General features: G+C 67.3%; 14 protein-coding genes. 11 read left to right on the plus strand and 3 right to left on the minus strand.

All coding sequences use genetic code 11. From position 1 onward, the window contains the following. Positions 1–81 precede the first annotated feature (81 nt). Entirely contained in the window at positions 82–945 is an 864-nt protein-coding gene (locus Q8P46_16500) for a DUF2497 domain-containing protein (protein MDP2621747.1), read from the minus strand. Between the two features lie 406 nt (positions 946–1,351). On the opposite strand from Q8P46_16500, the gene Q8P46_16505 reads away from it, so the two are divergent. From Q8P46_16505 to Q8P46_16555, 11 genes are all read left to right on the plus strand, one after another. After that, positions 1,352–2,056 (plus strand): CerR family C-terminal domain-containing protein, encoded by a 705-nt coding sequence (locus Q8P46_16505; protein MDP2621748.1) that lies wholly within the window; start codon positions 1,352–1,354, stop codon positions 2,054–2,056. Next, entirely contained in the window at positions 2,053–3,021 is a 969-nt protein-coding gene (locus Q8P46_16510) for an HlyD family efflux transporter periplasmic adaptor subunit (GenBank protein ID MDP2621749.1), read from the plus strand. The genes Q8P46_16505 and Q8P46_16510 overlap by 4 nt, the downstream gene beginning before the upstream one ends. Further along, positions 3,018–3,935 carry an ABC transporter ATP-binding protein gene (locus tag Q8P46_16515; protein ID MDP2621750.1) on the plus strand — a complete coding sequence of 306 codons (918 nt, stop codon included), beginning with the start codon at positions 3,018–3,020 and terminating at the stop codon, positions 3,933–3,935. Before Q8P46_16510 ends, Q8P46_16515 begins: the two co-directional genes overlap by 4 nt. Positions 3,936–3,946: 11 nt before the next feature. Next, positions 3,947–5,071: an ABC transporter permease gene (locus Q8P46_16520; GenBank protein MDP2621751.1), complete on the plus strand. Its 1,125-nt coding sequence runs from the start codon at positions 3,947–3,949 to the stop codon at positions 5,069–5,071. A 141-nt stretch (positions 5,072–5,212) separates the two neighbouring features. Continuing rightward, on the plus strand, positions 5,213–7,531 hold the full coding sequence (locus tag Q8P46_16525) for an MMPL family transporter (protein MDP2621752.1): 2,319 nt from the start codon (positions 5,213–5,215) through the stop codon (positions 7,529–7,531). A 29-nt stretch (positions 7,532–7,560) separates the two neighbouring features. After that, positions 7,561–8,028: a hypothetical protein gene (locus Q8P46_16530; protein MDP2621753.1), complete on the plus strand. Its 468-nt coding sequence runs from the start codon at positions 7,561–7,563 to the stop codon at positions 8,026–8,028. 286 nt (positions 8,029–8,314) lie between these two features. Then, a complete protein-coding gene (locus Q8P46_16535; GenBank protein MDP2621754.1) occupies positions 8,315–8,881 on the plus strand; it encodes a sigma-70 family RNA polymerase sigma factor in 567 nt (188 codons plus the stop codon). Continuing rightward, positions 8,878–9,573, plus strand: coding sequence for a hypothetical protein (locus Q8P46_16540; protein MDP2621755.1), 696 nt, complete (start codon positions 8,878–8,880; stop codon positions 9,571–9,573). Before Q8P46_16535 ends, Q8P46_16540 begins: the two co-directional genes overlap by 4 nt. A gap of 4 nt (positions 9,574–9,577) precedes the next feature. Next, positions 9,578–11,125: a S8 family serine peptidase gene (locus tag Q8P46_16545; GenBank protein MDP2621756.1), complete on the plus strand. Its 1,548-nt coding sequence runs from the start codon at positions 9,578–9,580 to the stop codon at positions 11,123–11,125. Positions 11,126–11,176: 51 nt separating this feature from the next. Continuing rightward, positions 11,177–12,043, plus strand: coding sequence for a D-amino-acid transaminase (locus tag Q8P46_16550; GenBank protein ID MDP2621757.1), 867 nt, complete (start codon positions 11,177–11,179; stop codon positions 12,041–12,043). 178 nt (positions 12,044–12,221) lie between these two features. Continuing rightward, complete coding sequence (locus Q8P46_16555) at positions 12,222–12,590, plus strand: excalibur calcium-binding domain-containing protein (GenBank protein MDP2621758.1); 369 nt, start codon at positions 12,222–12,224, stop codon at positions 12,588–12,590. 60 nt (positions 12,591–12,650) lie between these two features. Here the strand turns inward: Q8P46_16555 and Q8P46_16560 are convergent, their stop codons facing one another. Together Q8P46_16560 and Q8P46_16565 are read right to left on the minus strand one after the other, a co-directional pair. After that, positions 12,651–13,343, minus strand: a complete 693-nt coding sequence (locus Q8P46_16560; protein MDP2621759.1) for a GntR family transcriptional regulator — start codon at positions 13,341–13,343, stop codon at positions 12,651–12,653. A 2-nt stretch (positions 13,344–13,345) separates the two neighbouring features. Next, positions 13,346–16,051: FAD-linked oxidase C-terminal domain-containing protein (locus Q8P46_16565; protein ID MDP2621760.1), on the minus strand; the 2,706-nt coding region annotated here is incomplete at its 5' end.

The following is a 16,051-nucleotide window of genomic DNA, read 5'->3' on the forward strand; positions in this document are numbered from 1 at the left end:
TTTCCACCATTGCGGTCGCTGTAAAGCCCAACCGCCGCGGCAAGTCAACGTTCGTTCCGGGCTAGAGCGGCGCTAACGGCTTTATCGCCGGCCGCGCGAGACGCGCTCGATCTCCTCGCGCACCAGCCGCTCGACCAGCGGCGGCAGGTTGGCGTCGAGCCACTCCTTGAGCAGCGGCCGCAGCGTCCCCGAGACCACCTCCTCCAGGTTGCGCGAATGGGTGGATTGAACGAATTTTTCGAGCGAGGCAAATGCCGAGGCGACCGAGGCGTCCGTGGGCGAGGACAAGAGCCTAGTATCCTCTTCTCTTGCCGCAGGCTCGATCATGCCTGCCGGTTCTTCCATGGCCGCCGGTTCTTCCATGGTTGCCGGTTCCTCCCTCTCAAACGTAACGTCATGGTGCGGCTGCGATTCGGGTTCGCTCGCCGTCCGCATTCTGAACGCGGCGTCGAGCGCCGCCTCGCTGCGCTCCAGGAAGCTACTCTCCTCGCGGCCGGGCTGGGCCATGTCCTCGTAGCTGGCTTCAGGCGTGGCGGGCTCCGCGAAAGGCTGCTCGACCGCCTCTTCGACCGGCTCCGGATGGTGCGCCATGCCGGCCCCCATTTCCTCTTCGAAGCTGTCGCCGAGCACAGCGCCGATGCGCTGCCGGGCTTCAGCATCGGCTATGGCCAGCGCATCTTCCACGGCGCTGTCCTCTTCGACCACGATCGAAGCCGCCTCCGCGGCGTCCATGGCCTCGTGTTCGCCAAGGTAGCCGGCCGGTTCGCCGTGTGCCGCCATCTCCGGCTCTTCGACCCCGATCGGCCGGTGGGCAAATTCGTCGGCATATGCCGGCGCCTCGTCGACCGCCGGTCGTGATTTTTGGTTATTGTCGGAGACGATCCTGCGGATTGACGCCAGGATCTCCTCCATCGACGGTTCCCGCGCTCTCTCCGGCTCGCTCATCAGCTAACCCTCCTGATACTACCGTATTCGGGGAGTTCAACGGACTTTGAACGCGACCGGTGCCCGTCAGTGAAATATGGCCTCTCCCTAACGCGAATATCTCAACGTCACGCCAAATGTGCAAGTCTTACCAAGGAACCGTCCACAAAGCAGTTCCGCAACAGCGTTTCCGGACAATGAATTATGGGACCGGTTCATGCTCTCGCCTTAGCGGTCTCGTTTCGCCGGCGCCTCCACTCGCCCCGCCCCTACCCTTCGTTAACCGCACGGCCTTGCCCTCTTGAATTTAATCAATCGATTGATTAAATAACGACCTGTCGTCGGCCCGGAGAGGTCGCCCGGCCGGCGGCGCCCATGGTCCGGGTGGGCCGCCTACTCCCGCGAAAAGCCGCAACGGAGGCCGCAAATGAGCACGAAGCCACGACCAGACCGCGCAGAACCGGCGCTGCGCGCATCGACGCGCGAGACCCGGAGAAGGCTGATTTCGGCGGCCCTCGATCTGTTCGGCCGCCAGGGCTTCGAGGCCACCGGCACGCGCGCCGTGGCCGATGCGGCGGGCGTCAACATCGCGGCGATCAAATACCATTTCGGCGGCAAGGAGGGGCTTTACGCCGCCGTTGCCGGGCACATCGCCGGAGAAATTTCCGGCACCGTCCTGCCGATCATCGCCGAAGCCCGGGCGCGGGCGGATGAGCTTACGCCCGATGCGGCGCGGCAGATCCTGATCGCCATCCTGTTGAGCTTCAACCATCTCATGGTCGCCAACCCGGAAACCGAGAACTGGGCGCGCTTCGTCATGCGCGAGCAGATGGCCCCGACCGCGGCCTTCGACATTCTGTATGAGGGTGTCATGGGCCGCGCGCACGGCTTCATGACCCATCTCATCGCCACCATCACCGGCGATCCGCTGGAATCTCCGGCCGCCAGGCTGACCGCCTTCGCCATGATCGGTCAGGTGCTGATCTTCCGGGTCGCCCGCGCCGCGGTGCTGCGGCGCATGGGCTGGCGGAATATCGGGCGGGCCGAAGAGGTGCAAATCAAGGACGCGCTGCGCAGGACCGTCGCCCGGCTCGGCGCCGAACGGCCGGCGAGCGAGAAGGGAGGGCGATGATGCTTGAATGGCTCTGCGCCTTCGCCTGGCTTGCCGCCGTCAATCCCTATTGCCCGGCGCCGCCGCCGAGTTTGAGCTTTTCCGGCTATGTCGAAGGCGAATATGTGTCGCTTGCCCCGCTAGAGGCCGGCCGCATCGTCGAGATCGCGGTCGAGCGCGGCGACCGGGTCGAGGCCGGCGGCATCGTCGCGCGGCTCGACGACGAGGAGGCGGCGGCCGCCGTCGCGGCGGCGCGGGCTGAACTTTCCCGCGCGCAAGCCGAGCTTGCCGATCTTGAGAGCGGCCGCAGGCCGGAGGAAATCGCCGTGACCCGCGCCCAGCTCGACGAGGCCGAGGCGGGTCTCGCCGAAGCCAAGCGGCGCCTGGACCGCCAGCAGGAGCTGGTCACGCGTAAGATCGTCTCGCAGGCGGCCGTTGACGAGGCCCTGGCCGCCCATGACCGCTCTGCGGCCCAGGTCGAGGCCCTCAAGCGGCAAATCGCCGTCGAGGAGCTGCCGGCGCGCGAGGCGGCGATCGAGGCGGCCCGCAGCGCCGTCGCCGCCCGGCGTGCCCTGCTGGCGCAAGCCGAATGGCGCCTGGCCCAACTCACCGTCAAGGCGCCGATCGCGGGCCTCGTCGACATCGTGCTGCGCCGTCCCGGCGAAATGGCGGGTCCCGATGCGGCGGTCGTCTCGCTGCTGCCAGACGAAAATCGCGTCGTGCGCTTCTTCGTGCCGGAGGCGCTGCGCGCCGATGTCAAACCGTCCGACCGGGTCGCGCTTGCCTGCAGCGGCTGCCCGGCAGGCCTTGAGGCGCGGGTGCGCTACGTATCGTCCGAGGCCGAGTTCACGCCGCCCGTGATCTACTCCGTCGAGAGCCGGCAAAAGCTGGTCTACATGGTCGAGGCCGTTCCGGTCGGACCGGCGGTGACCTTGAGCCCGGGCCAGATCGTCGACGTCACCCTGCGATCGGGGGCCGGGCCATGACGGTGATCGCGGTCGACGGCCTGACCAAGCGCTTCGCCGGCAAGACCGTCGTCGATCACATCTCCATGCATGTGGAAAAGGGCGAGATCGTCGGCTTTCTCGGTCCCAATGGCTCGGGCAAGACGACCACCATCCGCATGATCTGCGGCCTGCTCAAGCCCGACGGCGGCAGCGGTACCTGCCTCGGCTACGACATCCGCACCGAGAGCGACAGGATCAAGGCGGAGGTCGGCTACATGACCCAGGCCTTCAGCTTCTACGAGGATCTGACGGTACGCGAGAATCTGGAATTCGTCGCCCGCCTCTACCGCCTCAGGCCGCAGCGCGCCCATGTCGACGCGGCCATCGACAAGCTCGGCATGAGGGACCGCCAGCACCAGCTCGCCGGCGAATTGTCGGGCGGCTGGAAGCAGCGCCTGGCGCTCGCCGCCTGCGTCATGCACGAACCCAAGCTCCTGCTCCTCGACGAGCCGACCGCCGGCGTCGACCCCAAGGCGCGGCGCGAGTTCTGGGACGAGGTGCACAATCTCGCCGCCGAGGGCGTCACGGTGCTGGTCTCGACCCACTATATGGACGAGGCGGAGCGCTGCCATCGCATCGCCTACATCTCCTACGGCCGCATCATCGCCGAGGGGACGACCGACGAGGTCGTCGCGCGCGCCGGGCTCAGCACCTGGGTCGTCGCCGGCAAGGGGCTCGATGCGCTGGCCGGCGAGCTGCGCCGGCAGAAGGGCATCGACCAGGTCGCCACCTTCGGCACCACGCTGCACGTCATCGGCGCCGACGACGGGGCGCTCAAGGCCGCGATCGCGCCGTTCCGCGACCGCCCCGGCCTCACCTGGTCGAAGGGCGAGACCAGCCTTGAGGACGTGTTCATCCAGTTCATGGGCGTCGCACAAACCGGCCAGCAGTGACGAGGCAGCTGATGTCGCCTTCGCGTACTCTTGCGATCTTGCTGAAGGAAGTGATCCAGCTGCGCCGGGATCGCCTCACCCTGGCGATGATGGTGATCATCCCCATCGTCCAGCTGATGCTGTTCGGCTACGCCATCAACACCGACCCCAAGCGGTTGCCGACGGCGGTGCTGATCGAGGATCACAGCCGCTTCAGCCGCGCCGTCGAGGTGGCGATGGTGAATTCCGGCTATTTCGAGATCGAGCGCGGCGTCGACAATCAGGACCAGGCGGACGGCCTGCTCGACACCGGCAAGGTCGCCTTCGTGGTGACGGTGCCCGTCGGCTTCGAGCGCGCGCTCCTGCGCGGCGAGCGGCCGCAGATCCTGGTTTCCGCCGACGCCACGGATCCCGCCGCCTCCAGCAATGCGCTTGCCGCCTTCGGCGAGTTGGCGGACCGGGCCATCTCCCGCGAGCTCGGTGGCGCGTACACCCAGCTCGCCGCCGCGCCGCCGCCCGTCGACCTCGTCATCCATCGGCGCTACAACCCAGAGGGCGTCACCCGCTACAACATCGTGCCGGGGCTGCTCGGCGTGATCCTGACCATGACCACGATCCTGTCCACCGCCCTGTCGCTGACGCGGGAAGCCGAACGCGGCACGATGGAAAATTTGCTCGCCATGCCGACCCGGGCGAGCGAGATCATGATCGGCAAGATCACGCCCAATATCGGCCTCGGCTTCGTTCAGGTGGCGATCATTCTCGTTACCGCCCGCTATCTTTTCGGGGTGCCGATGCTAGGTTCCCTGTGGCTGCTGATGGGGGTCCTACTGGTCTATATCGCCGCCAATGTCAGTCTCGGCTACCTGTTCTCGACGCTCGCCCGCAACCAGATGCAGGCGATGCAGATGACCTTCTTCTTCTTCCTGCCGTCGATTCTCCTGTCGGGCTTCATGTTTCCGTTCCGCGGCATGCCGGGATGGGCACAGTGGCTGGGCGAGTTTCTGCCCTTGACCCACTTCCTGCGCATCGTCCGCGGCGTGCTGCTCAAGGGCAACGATTTCGCTCATTTCGCGCAAGAATTCTGGATCATCGTCGCCTTCACCCTGGCGGTCGGGGCATTGACGCTCCTGCGCTTCCGGCGGACGCTCGATTAGAGCGGCGTTAAATCGCGGACATGCGCGTTTGACAGCGGGCCGGGCGCTGGCCATCGTATCGGCGGGGACTCGCTTAGGGGGGCAGGGCTTGGCCGGAACAACTCGCACGCTTTCGCCCGCAGGTGATGAGGGATCGCGCCGGTGAGCGACAAATTCGCCTCGCTCGGCTTCGGGCTGGAGCGCGTCGGCATGCTGGCGCTGGCCCATCGGCGCGCCGCCTGGGCGCTGGTCGTGGTGGCGGCGGGACTCGTGGCCCTGGGGCTGACGCGGATTTCCTTCGACGACGAGCTGCGCAAGCTGTTTCGCGGCAACACCGAGGCCTACCGGATCTATACCCAGGTCACCGCGGACTTCGCCGACCCGGAAAACGAGACGCTGGTGCTGGTCGAAGGCGAAGGGCTCGGCCGGCCCGAAAATTTCACGCGGCTGCAGGACTTCCAGTTCGAGCTCCAGCTCATCGACGGCGCAGAAAGCGTCTGGTCGCTGTTCTCCCTGCGCGAGCAGCCGGACGCTCAGGGCAATGCGCCGACCCTCGTCAGGGACCCGAATGACGGGCTGACCCCCGAGCTTGCCGCCAGGATCCGCGCGCATCCGCTGCTCGGCGCCAAGTCGCTGTCCGAGGACGCGACCGCGCTCCTGTTCGCGGTCACGCCGAGCACGCCGAAGGCGGGGCTCGCCGTCCACCGGGCATTGCAGCGGCGCATCGCGGAGGTCGCCGGCGACGTCCTTGCCGGCACCGGCCTGACGGCGACCGTGGGCGGCTTTCCGGCGATCCGCGCCGGCATCGTCGATCTTTTGGTGCGCGACCAGAAGGTGCTCAACGCGGCGGGCGCCGGCATCGGCTTCCTGCTCAGCCTGATCATCTTCGGCTCGCTTTCCGCCGCCGTGCTGACGGCGGCGCCGGCGGTTCTCGCCGGGCTCACCGTGCTCGGCGTCATGGGGCTCCTCGGCATTCAGGTGACGGTGATGTCGAATGTGGTTCCGGCGCTGGTCATGATCCTCGGCTATGCCGACGCCATGCACCTCAATTCGGCGCTGCGGCGCAATCGCGACGGCCATCGCCCGATTGCCGAGGCCGAGCGGCTGGCGCTGGTCGAGATCGGCCCGGCCTGCATCCTGACCGCGCTGACGACGTCGGCGGCGTTTCTGTCGCTCGCCATCTCGGACGTGGCGATGATCCGCACCCTCGGCTGGACCGGCGGCTTCGCGACGATCCTCGGATCGGTGACCGTTCTTGTCGTGCACGCGTTGTTGGCGCCCCTCCTGGCCGGGCGCTGGTCGGAGCCGGACGAGGCGCGGCCGACGGTGCTCGACCGGCTGACCGGTCCAAGCACGGCAATGGCCCGTTATGCCGGCGGTCACGCCAGGCCGATCAGCGCCGCCGCTGTGGCGGCGTTCTTCGTCCTCGGGGCGATGCACCTCTCCGTCCCCCCGGAGCACTCGATCCGCGAGCATCTGGCGCAGGACGACCCGGCCAACGCGTCGCTGGGGCGCATCGACCGGACCTTCGGCGGCGCTTTCCCGGTCGCCGTCGTGGTGCCACTCCATGCCGCCTCGCCGACCGACCCCGAGGCGATCGCGCGCGTTGGCGCGGTGCATCGGGCGGTCGCCGCCATCGAGGGCGCCGGCCAGCCGCTCTCCCTGTGGAGCCTCGCGCAATGGATCGGCGAGACCGATGGGCCGGACCTCAAACGCCGCGTCGACGAGATTCTCGACCAGCTCTCGCCCACCGACCGCAGCCGTTTCGTCGGCCGCTCCGGCGATGCGCTGGTGACGCTCACCATTCACGAGGCGCCGACCCATGAGACCCGCCCCCTCGTCGACCGCATCGAACAGGCGGCGCGGCAGGCCGGCGGCGCCGACGTGGTCGCCACCGGCGTCACGGCGATCACGGCGCGGGAGAGCGACCGCGCGATCGCCAATCTCCAACTCAGCCTGAGCTTCGCGGTCATCGCGGGCCTCGCCCTGATCGCGCTCGCCTTCCGCGACGTGCGCTTCGGCGCCATCGCCTTTCTTCCCAACGCGCTGCCGATATTGGCGACCGGCAGCCTGTTGTTCCTGCTCGGCCGCGGCATGCAGTTCACCAGCGTCATCGCGCTCACCGTCGCCTTCGGCATCGCCGTCGACGACACCATCCATTTCCTCAACGGCTATCGCCAACTGCGCGGCGACGGGAACAGCCTCGCCGGCCGCCTGATGGTGGTTTCGAAGCGCATCGGGCCGGTTCTCATCGGCACCACGCTGGTGATCGTCACCGGCATGACGACGACGTTGACGAGCGGCCTGCCGACGATCAACTTGTTCGGCAAGCTGGTGATGGTTACGCTCGGAAGCGCCCTCATCGGCGTCCTGTTGTTCCTCCCGGCGCTCATGGCGGGGCCCGCAAAATCATGGTTCGATCCCAAGACCCAATCGGAACTTGCCGGCGCCGGCGAAGCGGACCCTTCAAAAAGGCTCTGATCGCTGCCGTCCTCCTCCTCGCGGGGGCCTTGCCGGCGGCCGCCGATGCCTTCCTCGAAGGGCTCGTCGGCGAATGGATCGGGCGTGGAAACGGGGTCCGGCACCCCGGCGCGCCGCTTGAAAAGGTCTATTGCCGCATCACCAATGTGAGCGCCGAGAACGGCGCCGTCCTCAAGCAGGAAGGCCGCTGCGCCTTCGGCAACGAGACCGGCGCGCTCTCGGGCCACATCCGCGCCTTGGGCGACGGGCGCTACGACGGCACGATGAACTCGCCGGTGATGCAGGGAGCGGCATCGATCAGCGGCGCCAGCGACGGGAAGCGTCTGCTCTTGGACGCGGGCTACGAGGACACGATAACCGGCCGCCCGGCGAGGTCCTACATCACCCTCAGCCTGGTCGCGGAAGGCGAATACCGCATGCTCACGACGGCCACGGACGCGGCCACCGGCGAGCCGATGCAATCGAGCGAGATCCTGTTCCGCCGCAAGCAACCATAGTTCGAAATCGCCGGTGCCGTATGGGGCTTCGTCAACGGCTTCGTGTTTGGGATTTTGGTCGCCTGGCTCTATAACCGATTTCTGCTCACCCGCCGGCGGCACCTGCGCCCGGACGCCAGGCGCGGGCGATCGAAGGGCTGAACCGGGGCCTGCATACCAAACGGCAACACTCTTCGGTTATGGTCGGGCGGAGAAAAGCGGCGTCTGCGTGCGAACGGAATTGAACCAATTGGCGGCCAGCCGCGTCTGACAGGGCGTAAGGCGTGCCGTGAACGATACAGGCGCAATGTCCGCGGAAGACGCAACCGATGTCGATCTCATATCGCGCATCGCGCGCAAGGATCGCCTCGCGCTCCGCAGCTTTTTCGCCCGCTATCACATGCGGCTCTACCGCTACCTGGTGCGCCTCACGCAGAACGACGCTTTGGCGGAGGAACTCGTGAACGAAGTGTTTCTCAATGTTTGGCGCAAGGCGGACGGTTTTCAGGGCAAGTCCGCCGTCTCGTCCTGGCTGTTCTCGATCGCCCATAACCGGGCGATCAGCGAGCTCAGGAAGCGCACCGAAGAGAGCCTGGACGAGGCTGCCGCGATGGCAGTGGAGGACGATGCCGATACGCCCGAGACTGTTTCGATGAAGGCGGACAAGGCCAACGCCATCCGCCGCTGCCTCGACCTTCTGTCGACCGACCATCGGGAGGTGATCGACCTGGCCTATTACCAGGACAAATCGGTCAAGGAAGTCGCGGAAATCGTCGGCGTTCCGGAAAACACGGTCAAGACGCGCATGTTCCACGCCCGCCAGAAGCTTTCCGTTCACCTGCGTGAGGCCGGAATCGACAGAGGCTGGCCATGATCAAGGACAAGAATGCAGTCGCCACCGAGCCGGATGAGCGCGAGGCGCTGATCCCGTGGTACGTCACCGGCAAGCTCGACGAAGACGAGCGCGCCGCCGTGGAGGCGTATTTCGAGGAACACCCCGAGGCGCGCAAGCAGCTCGGTCTCGTCGGCGAGGAGATCGACGCGACGCTGGTCGCCAGCGACGCCATCGACGCGCCGAGCGCGCGCATGCTCGACCGGCTGATTGCCGACATCGACGCGATCGAGGGGTCGCAGGCGGCGGGCGGCGGGGCATTTGCACGTGCGCTCAAGGCGCTGACGGCCTGGCTGCCGGAAACCGCCCCCATGGGCCTGCGGCTTGCCGGTGTCGCCGCCGCGCTGGTCATCTGCGCCCAGGCCGCGACCATCGGCTGGTTCGTGGTCAAGCAGCAGGTTCCCGCCGACGGCTACGAGACCGCCTCGGACAGCGCCACAACCCAGAGCGACGGCCCGCGCGCACTGGTCGCCTTCCAGAATGGAGCCCGTGCCGCGGACATCGCCAAGCTGATGGACGAGGTCGGCGCCGTCATCGTCGACGGGCCGAAGCCGGGCGGGGTCTTCGTTATTCGCCTCAAAACGGCTACTATGTCGCAGGACGATGCCGCAGCCGCCATAGCCGCACTGCAAGCCCGCGGCGATATCGTCAAATTCGCAGCGCAAGCGAGGTAAGGCCATGCGTCCCCTTTTCGCCCTTCTGCTGCTCGCTCTCGTTTCAATCGGGTCGACCGTCGCTCCGGCAGCCGAAAGGAGTGGCTCAACCGCGCCGCTGGTGCTGGCGCAGCAGACCTTCGATCCTCCGCCGACCGGCCAGCGCGGGGGCAATCAGAGACCGCCGCGGCGCGGTGGCTCGTCGCACGGCCTCGACCCTCTCGTCGGCTTCGGCATCGGTTTCGGCGTCGGCATCGCCATCGACGCGCTGACCCGGCCGCGGGACGACGGGCGCGAACTGCCGCCGCTCAATCCGCCGCCCGACCCGGGCCAGACGAGACAGCCGCCGCGCAATCCCATCGTCTATGTGTCACTGCCCAATCCGGCGCCGCTGCCGCCGCCGCGCCCGCTCACCGATGCGGCGGCGGCGGGCGGCCAGCCGCCGGGCGAATTCCGCGCCGGCGAGGTGATGGTCAGTCTTGACCTCCAGGCCGGCGCCGACGCGCCGGCTCAGATCGCGCAGGACTTCAATCTGCTGTTGCTGCGCGAAACGCTCATCGGCCTGACCGGCCAGCGCCTCGTGGTCTATACGATTCCCGACCCGCGCAGCGTCGACGAGGTCGAGACGGCGCTCACGGCGGACCCGCGCCCGAGTGCCGTGCAGAAGAACTTCGTCTACCGTCTCGGCGGCGAGATCGTCCGCGGCAGCATGGCGGCCGGCCAATACGCCTTGCGAGCGATGCACGTCGCCGCCGCCCATGAAATGGCGCGCGGGCGCGGCGTCACCATCGCCGTCATCGACAGCGCGGTTGCCAGCGACCATCCGGAATTCGCCGGCGCCATCGCGGCGGCCTACGACGCCGCCGGGTACGGGCTCAAAGTCCCCGAGCCGCACGGCACCTCGGTCGCCGGCATCATCGCCGCCCGCGGCGGACTTGTCGGCGTCGCCCCGGAGGCCCGGCTTCTCGCCGTGCGCGCCTTCTGGCGCGAAGGCGCCGACGGGCCGGTGACCAGTTCCAGCGAGGTCATCGCCCGGGCCATCGACTGGGCCGTCGCCAACGGCGCCCAGGTGCTCAATCTGAGCTTCACCGGCCCGCGCGACGCGCTGGTCGCCAGGCTGTTGGAGGAGGCGCGCAAGCGCGGCGCGATTGCGGTCGCGGCGGCCGGCAATAACGGACCCGGCTCAGCCCCGCTCTATCCGGCGGCGCTTGAAGGCGTCATCGCGGTGACGGCGACGGATTCCCGTGACGCGCTGTTCGCGAAGGCCAACCGCGGCAGCTATGTCGACATCGCCGCCCCCGGCGTCGACATTCTCTCGCCGGCACCGAACGCCGACTATCAGGTGATCTCGGGCACCTCGATGGCAACCGCCCATATCTCCGGCCTGGCGGCGCTTTTGATCGAGACCCAGGCGCAACGTCAGCCCGACGCCGACGTCGCGATCGGCGCCATCGCCGGCAGCGCCCGCGACCTCGGAGCGCCGGGTCGGGATCCGGAATTCGGCGCCGGGCTCGCCGACGCCGAATCGATGTTGACGAACGGCGCGACCGCCGCTGCCGCAAAGGCGCGCTGAGACGATCAATCCGCTGGCCTGGGGTTCGCTGTTCCCCTAAAAGGGGCGGCCATGTCCCGTATCGCCTATGTCAATGGCGCCTTCGTTCCGATCGAAGAGGCCAGGATCTCGATCCTCGACCGCGGCTTCATCTTCGCCGACGGCATCTATGAGGTGACGGCGGTGCTCGACGGTGGGCTCATCGACAATAAGGCCCACCTTGCCCGCCTGCAGCGTTCGCTGTCGGAAATTAAGCTCCCCTCTCCGGTGACCATGGATGAGCTGACCCGGCTCGAGCTCGAACTGGTCCGGCGCAACGGCCTGACCGAGGGTGGCGTCTATCTGCAGATCACCCGCGGCGCGGCGGACCGCGAGTTCGCCTTCCCCAAGGGCGATGTGACGCCGAACCTGGTCATGTTCACCCAGGCGCGGCAACTCGTCGATTCGCCCGATGCCAGGACCGGCATCGCGGTCAAGAGCGTGGCCGACATCCGCTGGAAGCGGCGCGACATCAAGTCGGTCGCCCTGCTCGCCCAGGTGCTGGCCAAGCAGGAGGCGGTCGCGGCCGGCTGCGGCGAGGCCTGGATGGTCGAGGACGGAAACGTGACCGAAGGCGCCTCGTCGAGCGCCTTCATCATCACGCGCGGCGGCGCCATCGTCGCGCGGCCCCTGAGCAACGAGATCCTGCCCGGCGTCACCCGCAAGGCGGTGCTGGCGCTCGCCGAGGAAGAAAATCTCACCATCGAGGAGCGCCGTTTCTCCCTTGCCGAGGCATTCGAAGCCGCGGAGGCCTTCAACAGTTCGGCCTCCGGCTTCGTCATGCCGGTGGTGCGGATCGACGGCAAGACGATCGGCAATGGCGCGCCGGGGCCGCTGACCTTGCGGCTGCGCGAGCTCTATATCGCGCATGCGCGCCAAACCGCGACCTTCTCGGTCTGAAGGGGCATGCTCTCTCCGGTGAAGAGAGGTCGGATCGAGCGCCAGCGAGACCCAAATGAAGGAGCAACACCCATTGATGCGATATTGAATCGCCGCGATTTTAGGCGATCTTGCGCGGCAGGCTTCACGCGAATTTTACCCAGGGCAGGCGATTGTTGTCCAAATCAGGAGAAGCCGCATGACGAGGCTTTACCGACTTTGGAACATCCATCGCTACCACGGCCCGTGGACTGAGGCGAGACACCCGCAATGGCGTTTGCAATCTGCTACACGGAGTTACAAGCGCCGGATATCTCAACTGGTGCTCCGCCCTTATGTGCCCGTGGTTGCGTTTGCGGCATGCGGAGTAGCAGCCTTGTTTCTTGGTTTCGTCTATTTCAAGGCATGGCCGCCAATGACCACGTTGAAGCACATCGCTGCGTTTCCGAACTGCAATGCGGTTCGAGCGCTCGGACTTGCCCCGGCGCGTGAAGGAGAACCTGGATATTGGCCGCAGCACGATCGCGATAATGACGGCATCGCCTGCGAGCCATGGCCTTATCGCTGATCTGTCAACCGTCGGGGTAGCCCCGCGTCTCGATTGCGTTTACTGCCCCCTAACTCTCGGTCACCCCTCCAGCATCGTCTCGCGCACGGTCTCGAATTTGTGCATGACATGCTCGCGCAACAGCCGCGACAGGCGCTTTGCGTCGCGGGCGGCGAGCGCCTCGAGAATCTCGCCATGTTCGGCGACGGCCTCCGCCCAGCGCTTCTTCGACATGTTGGCGAGATAGCGGGCGCGGACGATGCGACCGGAGAGCGAGCGGTGCATGGCCTCGAGCGTCGGATTGTCGGCGGCCTTCAGCATCAGGGCGTGGATCTTCTGGTTGAGCTTGAAATAGGGCGTCAGATCGCGGCGCCGGTAATGCTCGACCATTTCCTCGTGCAGCGCTCTTATCTCGTCGATCTCCTCGTCGGTGATCCGCTCGCAGGCAAGCTCGCCCGAAAGCGCCTCCAGGCACGCCATGACCGGAAAGACCTCCTCCAGGTCGGCGAGCGTCAGGGCCGCGACCGCGGCGCCGCGGTTCGGCGTCAGCTTGATCAGCGCCTCGGCGGCGAGCACCTTCAGCGCTTCCCTGAGCGGCGTGCGCGAGACGCCGAAATGCTCGCACAGCGCCCGCTCCGGCACCTTGGCGCCGGGGCTGAGCGTGCCGTCGTGGATCATGTCGCGAAGCCGGTCGACAAGCTCGGCGTGCAGCGCCCGGCGGACGATCGGCGCTGCGATCCGCCCCTCGCCTTCGCGCACGGTCTGATCGCTCATCGTCATTCTCCCTTGGTGTCGAGTGCTTGTGCCAGGACGCGCGCAACGTGGACGGCCTTTCGGCCGCTGCCTGCGGCGATCTGCTGGCGGCAGGATGTGCCGTCGGCGACGATGTCGGCGTCAGCAGGCGCCGCGCGCACCGCGGGCAGCAGATCCGCCTCGCCCATGGCCATCGAAATGTCGAAATTCTCCGCCTCGTAGCCGAAGGCGCCGGCCATGCCGCAACAGCCAGACGCGATGGTCGAAACCTCGAGGCCCGGCACCAGCCGCAGCGCCGTCTCGACCGCGCCCATGGCGCCGAAGGCCTTCTGGTGGCAATGGCCGTGCAGGAGCGCCTTTTTCCCCCGGCGGCACAGCGGCAGCGACAGGCGACCGGCATCCGCCTCGCCGGCCAGAAACTCCTCGAACAGAAGCGCGCTGTCTGCTATTTCGTCGGCTTCCGCGCCGAGCTTGAGGGCGGTCATCTCGTCGCGCAGGGTGAACAGGCAGCTCGGCTCGAGCCCGACGATCATGGCGCCGCGGCGCACATGCGGCAGGCAGGATTCGATGAGACGCCGCGCCTCCTTGCGCGCCTCTTCGACGAGCCCGGCGGACAGGAAGGTGCGCCCGCAGCATAGCGGCCGGCCGCCGTCCAAAGGCTCGGCGGTGGCGACGCGGTAGCCCGCCGCCGTCAGCACGGCCTGGGCGGCATAAAGATTTTCCGGCTCGTAATAGCGGTTGAAGGTATCGGCCAGCAGCAGAATGTCGGCCTCTTCCGCCGCCGCGGAGCCGTTGCCCACGAAGACATCCCACCGCCAGCCCGGCAGCTTCCGGCGTGCCGAAAGACCAAGGAGCCGCTGCGACGTCCACGCCGCCCCCGGCAGAAATTCGCGGGCGTTCATCAGCCACGGCAGCATTGCGGCAAAGGGCGCATAGCGCGGCAGATAGGCGATGATGCGCTCGCGTAAGCTGAGGCCGTGCGTCCGCGCCCGCGCCGCGGCGACCTCGATCTTCATCCGCGCCATGTCGACGCCGGTCGGGCATTCGCGCCGGCAAGCCTTGCACGAGACGCAGAGACTGAGACTGTCGCGCATGTCGTCCGAGGTCAGGGCGTCGGGACCGAGCTGGCCCGAAAGCGCCAGCCGCAGCGCGTTGGCGCGGCCGCGGGTGACGTGCTTCTCGTCGCCGGTCAAGCGAAACGACGGGCACATGACGCCCGCCGTCACCTGCAGCTTGCGGCAGGCACCGTTGTTGTTGCACATCTCGACCGCGCCCTGAAAGCCGCCGGCGGCCCCCGGCCACGCCGACCAGTCGAGCGCTGGCGCAAAGTCGGCCGCGCCATAGCCCGGTCCGTAGCGCATCAGGCTGCGGTCGTCCATGCGCGGCGCGCGCACGATGCGGCCGGGATTGAGCAGGCCTTCGGGATCGAAGGCGTCCTTCACCTCCTCGAAGGCACGCACCAGGCGTGGCCCGAACATCTTTTCGTGGAACTCGGAGCGGGTGATGCCGTCGCCATGTTCGCCGGAATGCGAGCCCTTGTAGCCGCGCACCATCTCGAAGGCTTCCTCGGCGATGGCACGCATCGCCTTGACGTCGGTATCGAGCTTCAGGTTGAGCACCGGGCGCACATGCAGGCAGCCGACCGAGGCGTGGGCATACCAAGTGCCGCGCGTTCCGTGCCTTTCGAAGATCGCCGTCAGCCGCTCCGTATAGTCGGCAAGATCGGCAAGCGGCACGGCGCAGTCCTCGACGAAGGAGACCGGCTTTCCCGCCGACTTCATCGACATCATGATGTTGAGGCCGGCCTTGCGCACCTCGTTGAGGCCGGCCTGCAGCTCCGGCTCGACCGCCTCGATGACCCCGCCCTCGGGCCAGTTCAGGCCCAGATCGCCCATCAGCTCGCCGAGGCGCGCAAGTCGGCGCAGATTTTCTTGCTTGTCCTCTTCGGCGAACTCGACCATCAGCAGCGCCGCCGGTTTGCCGCGCACCAGGCGCTCGATGGTCGGGCGGAACAGGGCGATGTCGCGGGCAAGGCCGATCATCGTGTCGTCGATGAGCTCGACCGCGGTCGGATCGAACTTGACGATGTGCTGCGCCGCCTCCATGGCGGCCCGGAAGGTCGGGAAATGGCACACTCCCATGACCTTGGATTTGGGCAGCGGCAACAGCTTGAGCTCGATGCGGGTGAACAGCGCCAACGTCCCTTCCGAGCCGACCAGGAGGTGGGCGAGATTGTTGGTTTCGCCGTTGGGCACGAGCGCATCGATATTGTAACCGCCGACCCGCCGGGTGAGCTTGGGGAAGCGCGCCGCGATCTCGCCCTTCTCGCGGTCGCCGAGCGCCAGCATTTCCTCGAACAGCGCGCGGCCGGCCACGTCCTCGTTAACAGCCGAAATATCGCGCGGAACGGGCGCGAAGCGAAGCGCCTCGCCGCTTGCCAGAACCGCGTCGATCGCCCGCACATTGTCGCGCATGGTGCCGTAGCGGATCGAGCGGGCGCCGCAGGAATTGTTGCCGGCCATGCCGCCGATGGTGGCCCTGGACGACGTCGAGACGTCGACCGGAAACCACAGCCCGTGCGGCTTCAACAGGGCGTTGAGATTGTCGAGCACAATGCCCGGCTCGACCGCGCAGGTCCTCGAGCCCGCGTCGAGGTCGATGAGCCGGCTCGCATGCTTGGAAAGATCGATGACGAGGGCATCGTTGACGCTCTGGCCGCATTGCGAGGT

The sequence above is a fragment of the Hyphomicrobiales bacterium genome (assembly GCA_030688605.1).
In the GTDB taxonomy this organism is placed as follows: domain Bacteria; phylum Pseudomonadota; class Alphaproteobacteria; order Rhizobiales; family NORP267; genus JAUYJB01.

Coding starts and splice junctions, on each gene's coding strand:
- Q8P46_16500 (MDP2621747.1), bottom strand. CDS start 945: ATGAGCGAGCCGGAGAGAGCGCGGGAACCGTCGATGGAGGAGATCCTG.
- Q8P46_16505 (MDP2621748.1), top strand. CDS start 1,352: ATGAGCACGAAGCCACGACCAGACCGCGCAGAACCGGCGCTGCGCGCA.
- Q8P46_16510 (MDP2621749.1), top strand. CDS start 2,053: ATGATGCTTGAATGGCTCTGCGCCTTCGCCTGGCTTGCCGCCGTCAAT.
- Q8P46_16515 (MDP2621750.1), top strand. CDS start 3,018: ATGACGGTGATCGCGGTCGACGGCCTGACCAAGCGCTTCGCCGGCAAG.
- Q8P46_16520 (MDP2621751.1), top strand. CDS start 3,947: ATGTCGCCTTCGCGTACTCTTGCGATCTTGCTGAAGGAAGTGATCCAG.
- Q8P46_16535 (MDP2621754.1), top strand. CDS start 8,315: ATGTCCGCGGAAGACGCAACCGATGTCGATCTCATATCGCGCATCGCG.
- Q8P46_16540 (MDP2621755.1), top strand. CDS start 8,878: ATGATCAAGGACAAGAATGCAGTCGCCACCGAGCCGGATGAGCGCGAG.
- Q8P46_16545 (MDP2621756.1), top strand. CDS start 9,578: ATGCGTCCCCTTTTCGCCCTTCTGCTGCTCGCTCTCGTTTCAATCGGG.
- Q8P46_16550 (MDP2621757.1), top strand. CDS start 11,177: ATGTCCCGTATCGCCTATGTCAATGGCGCCTTCGTTCCGATCGAAGAG.
- Q8P46_16555 (MDP2621758.1), top strand. CDS start 12,222: ATGACGAGGCTTTACCGACTTTGGAACATCCATCGCTACCACGGCCCG.
- Q8P46_16560 (MDP2621759.1), bottom strand. CDS start 13,343: ATGAGCGATCAGACCGTGCGCGAAGGCGAGGGGCGGATCGCAGCGCCG.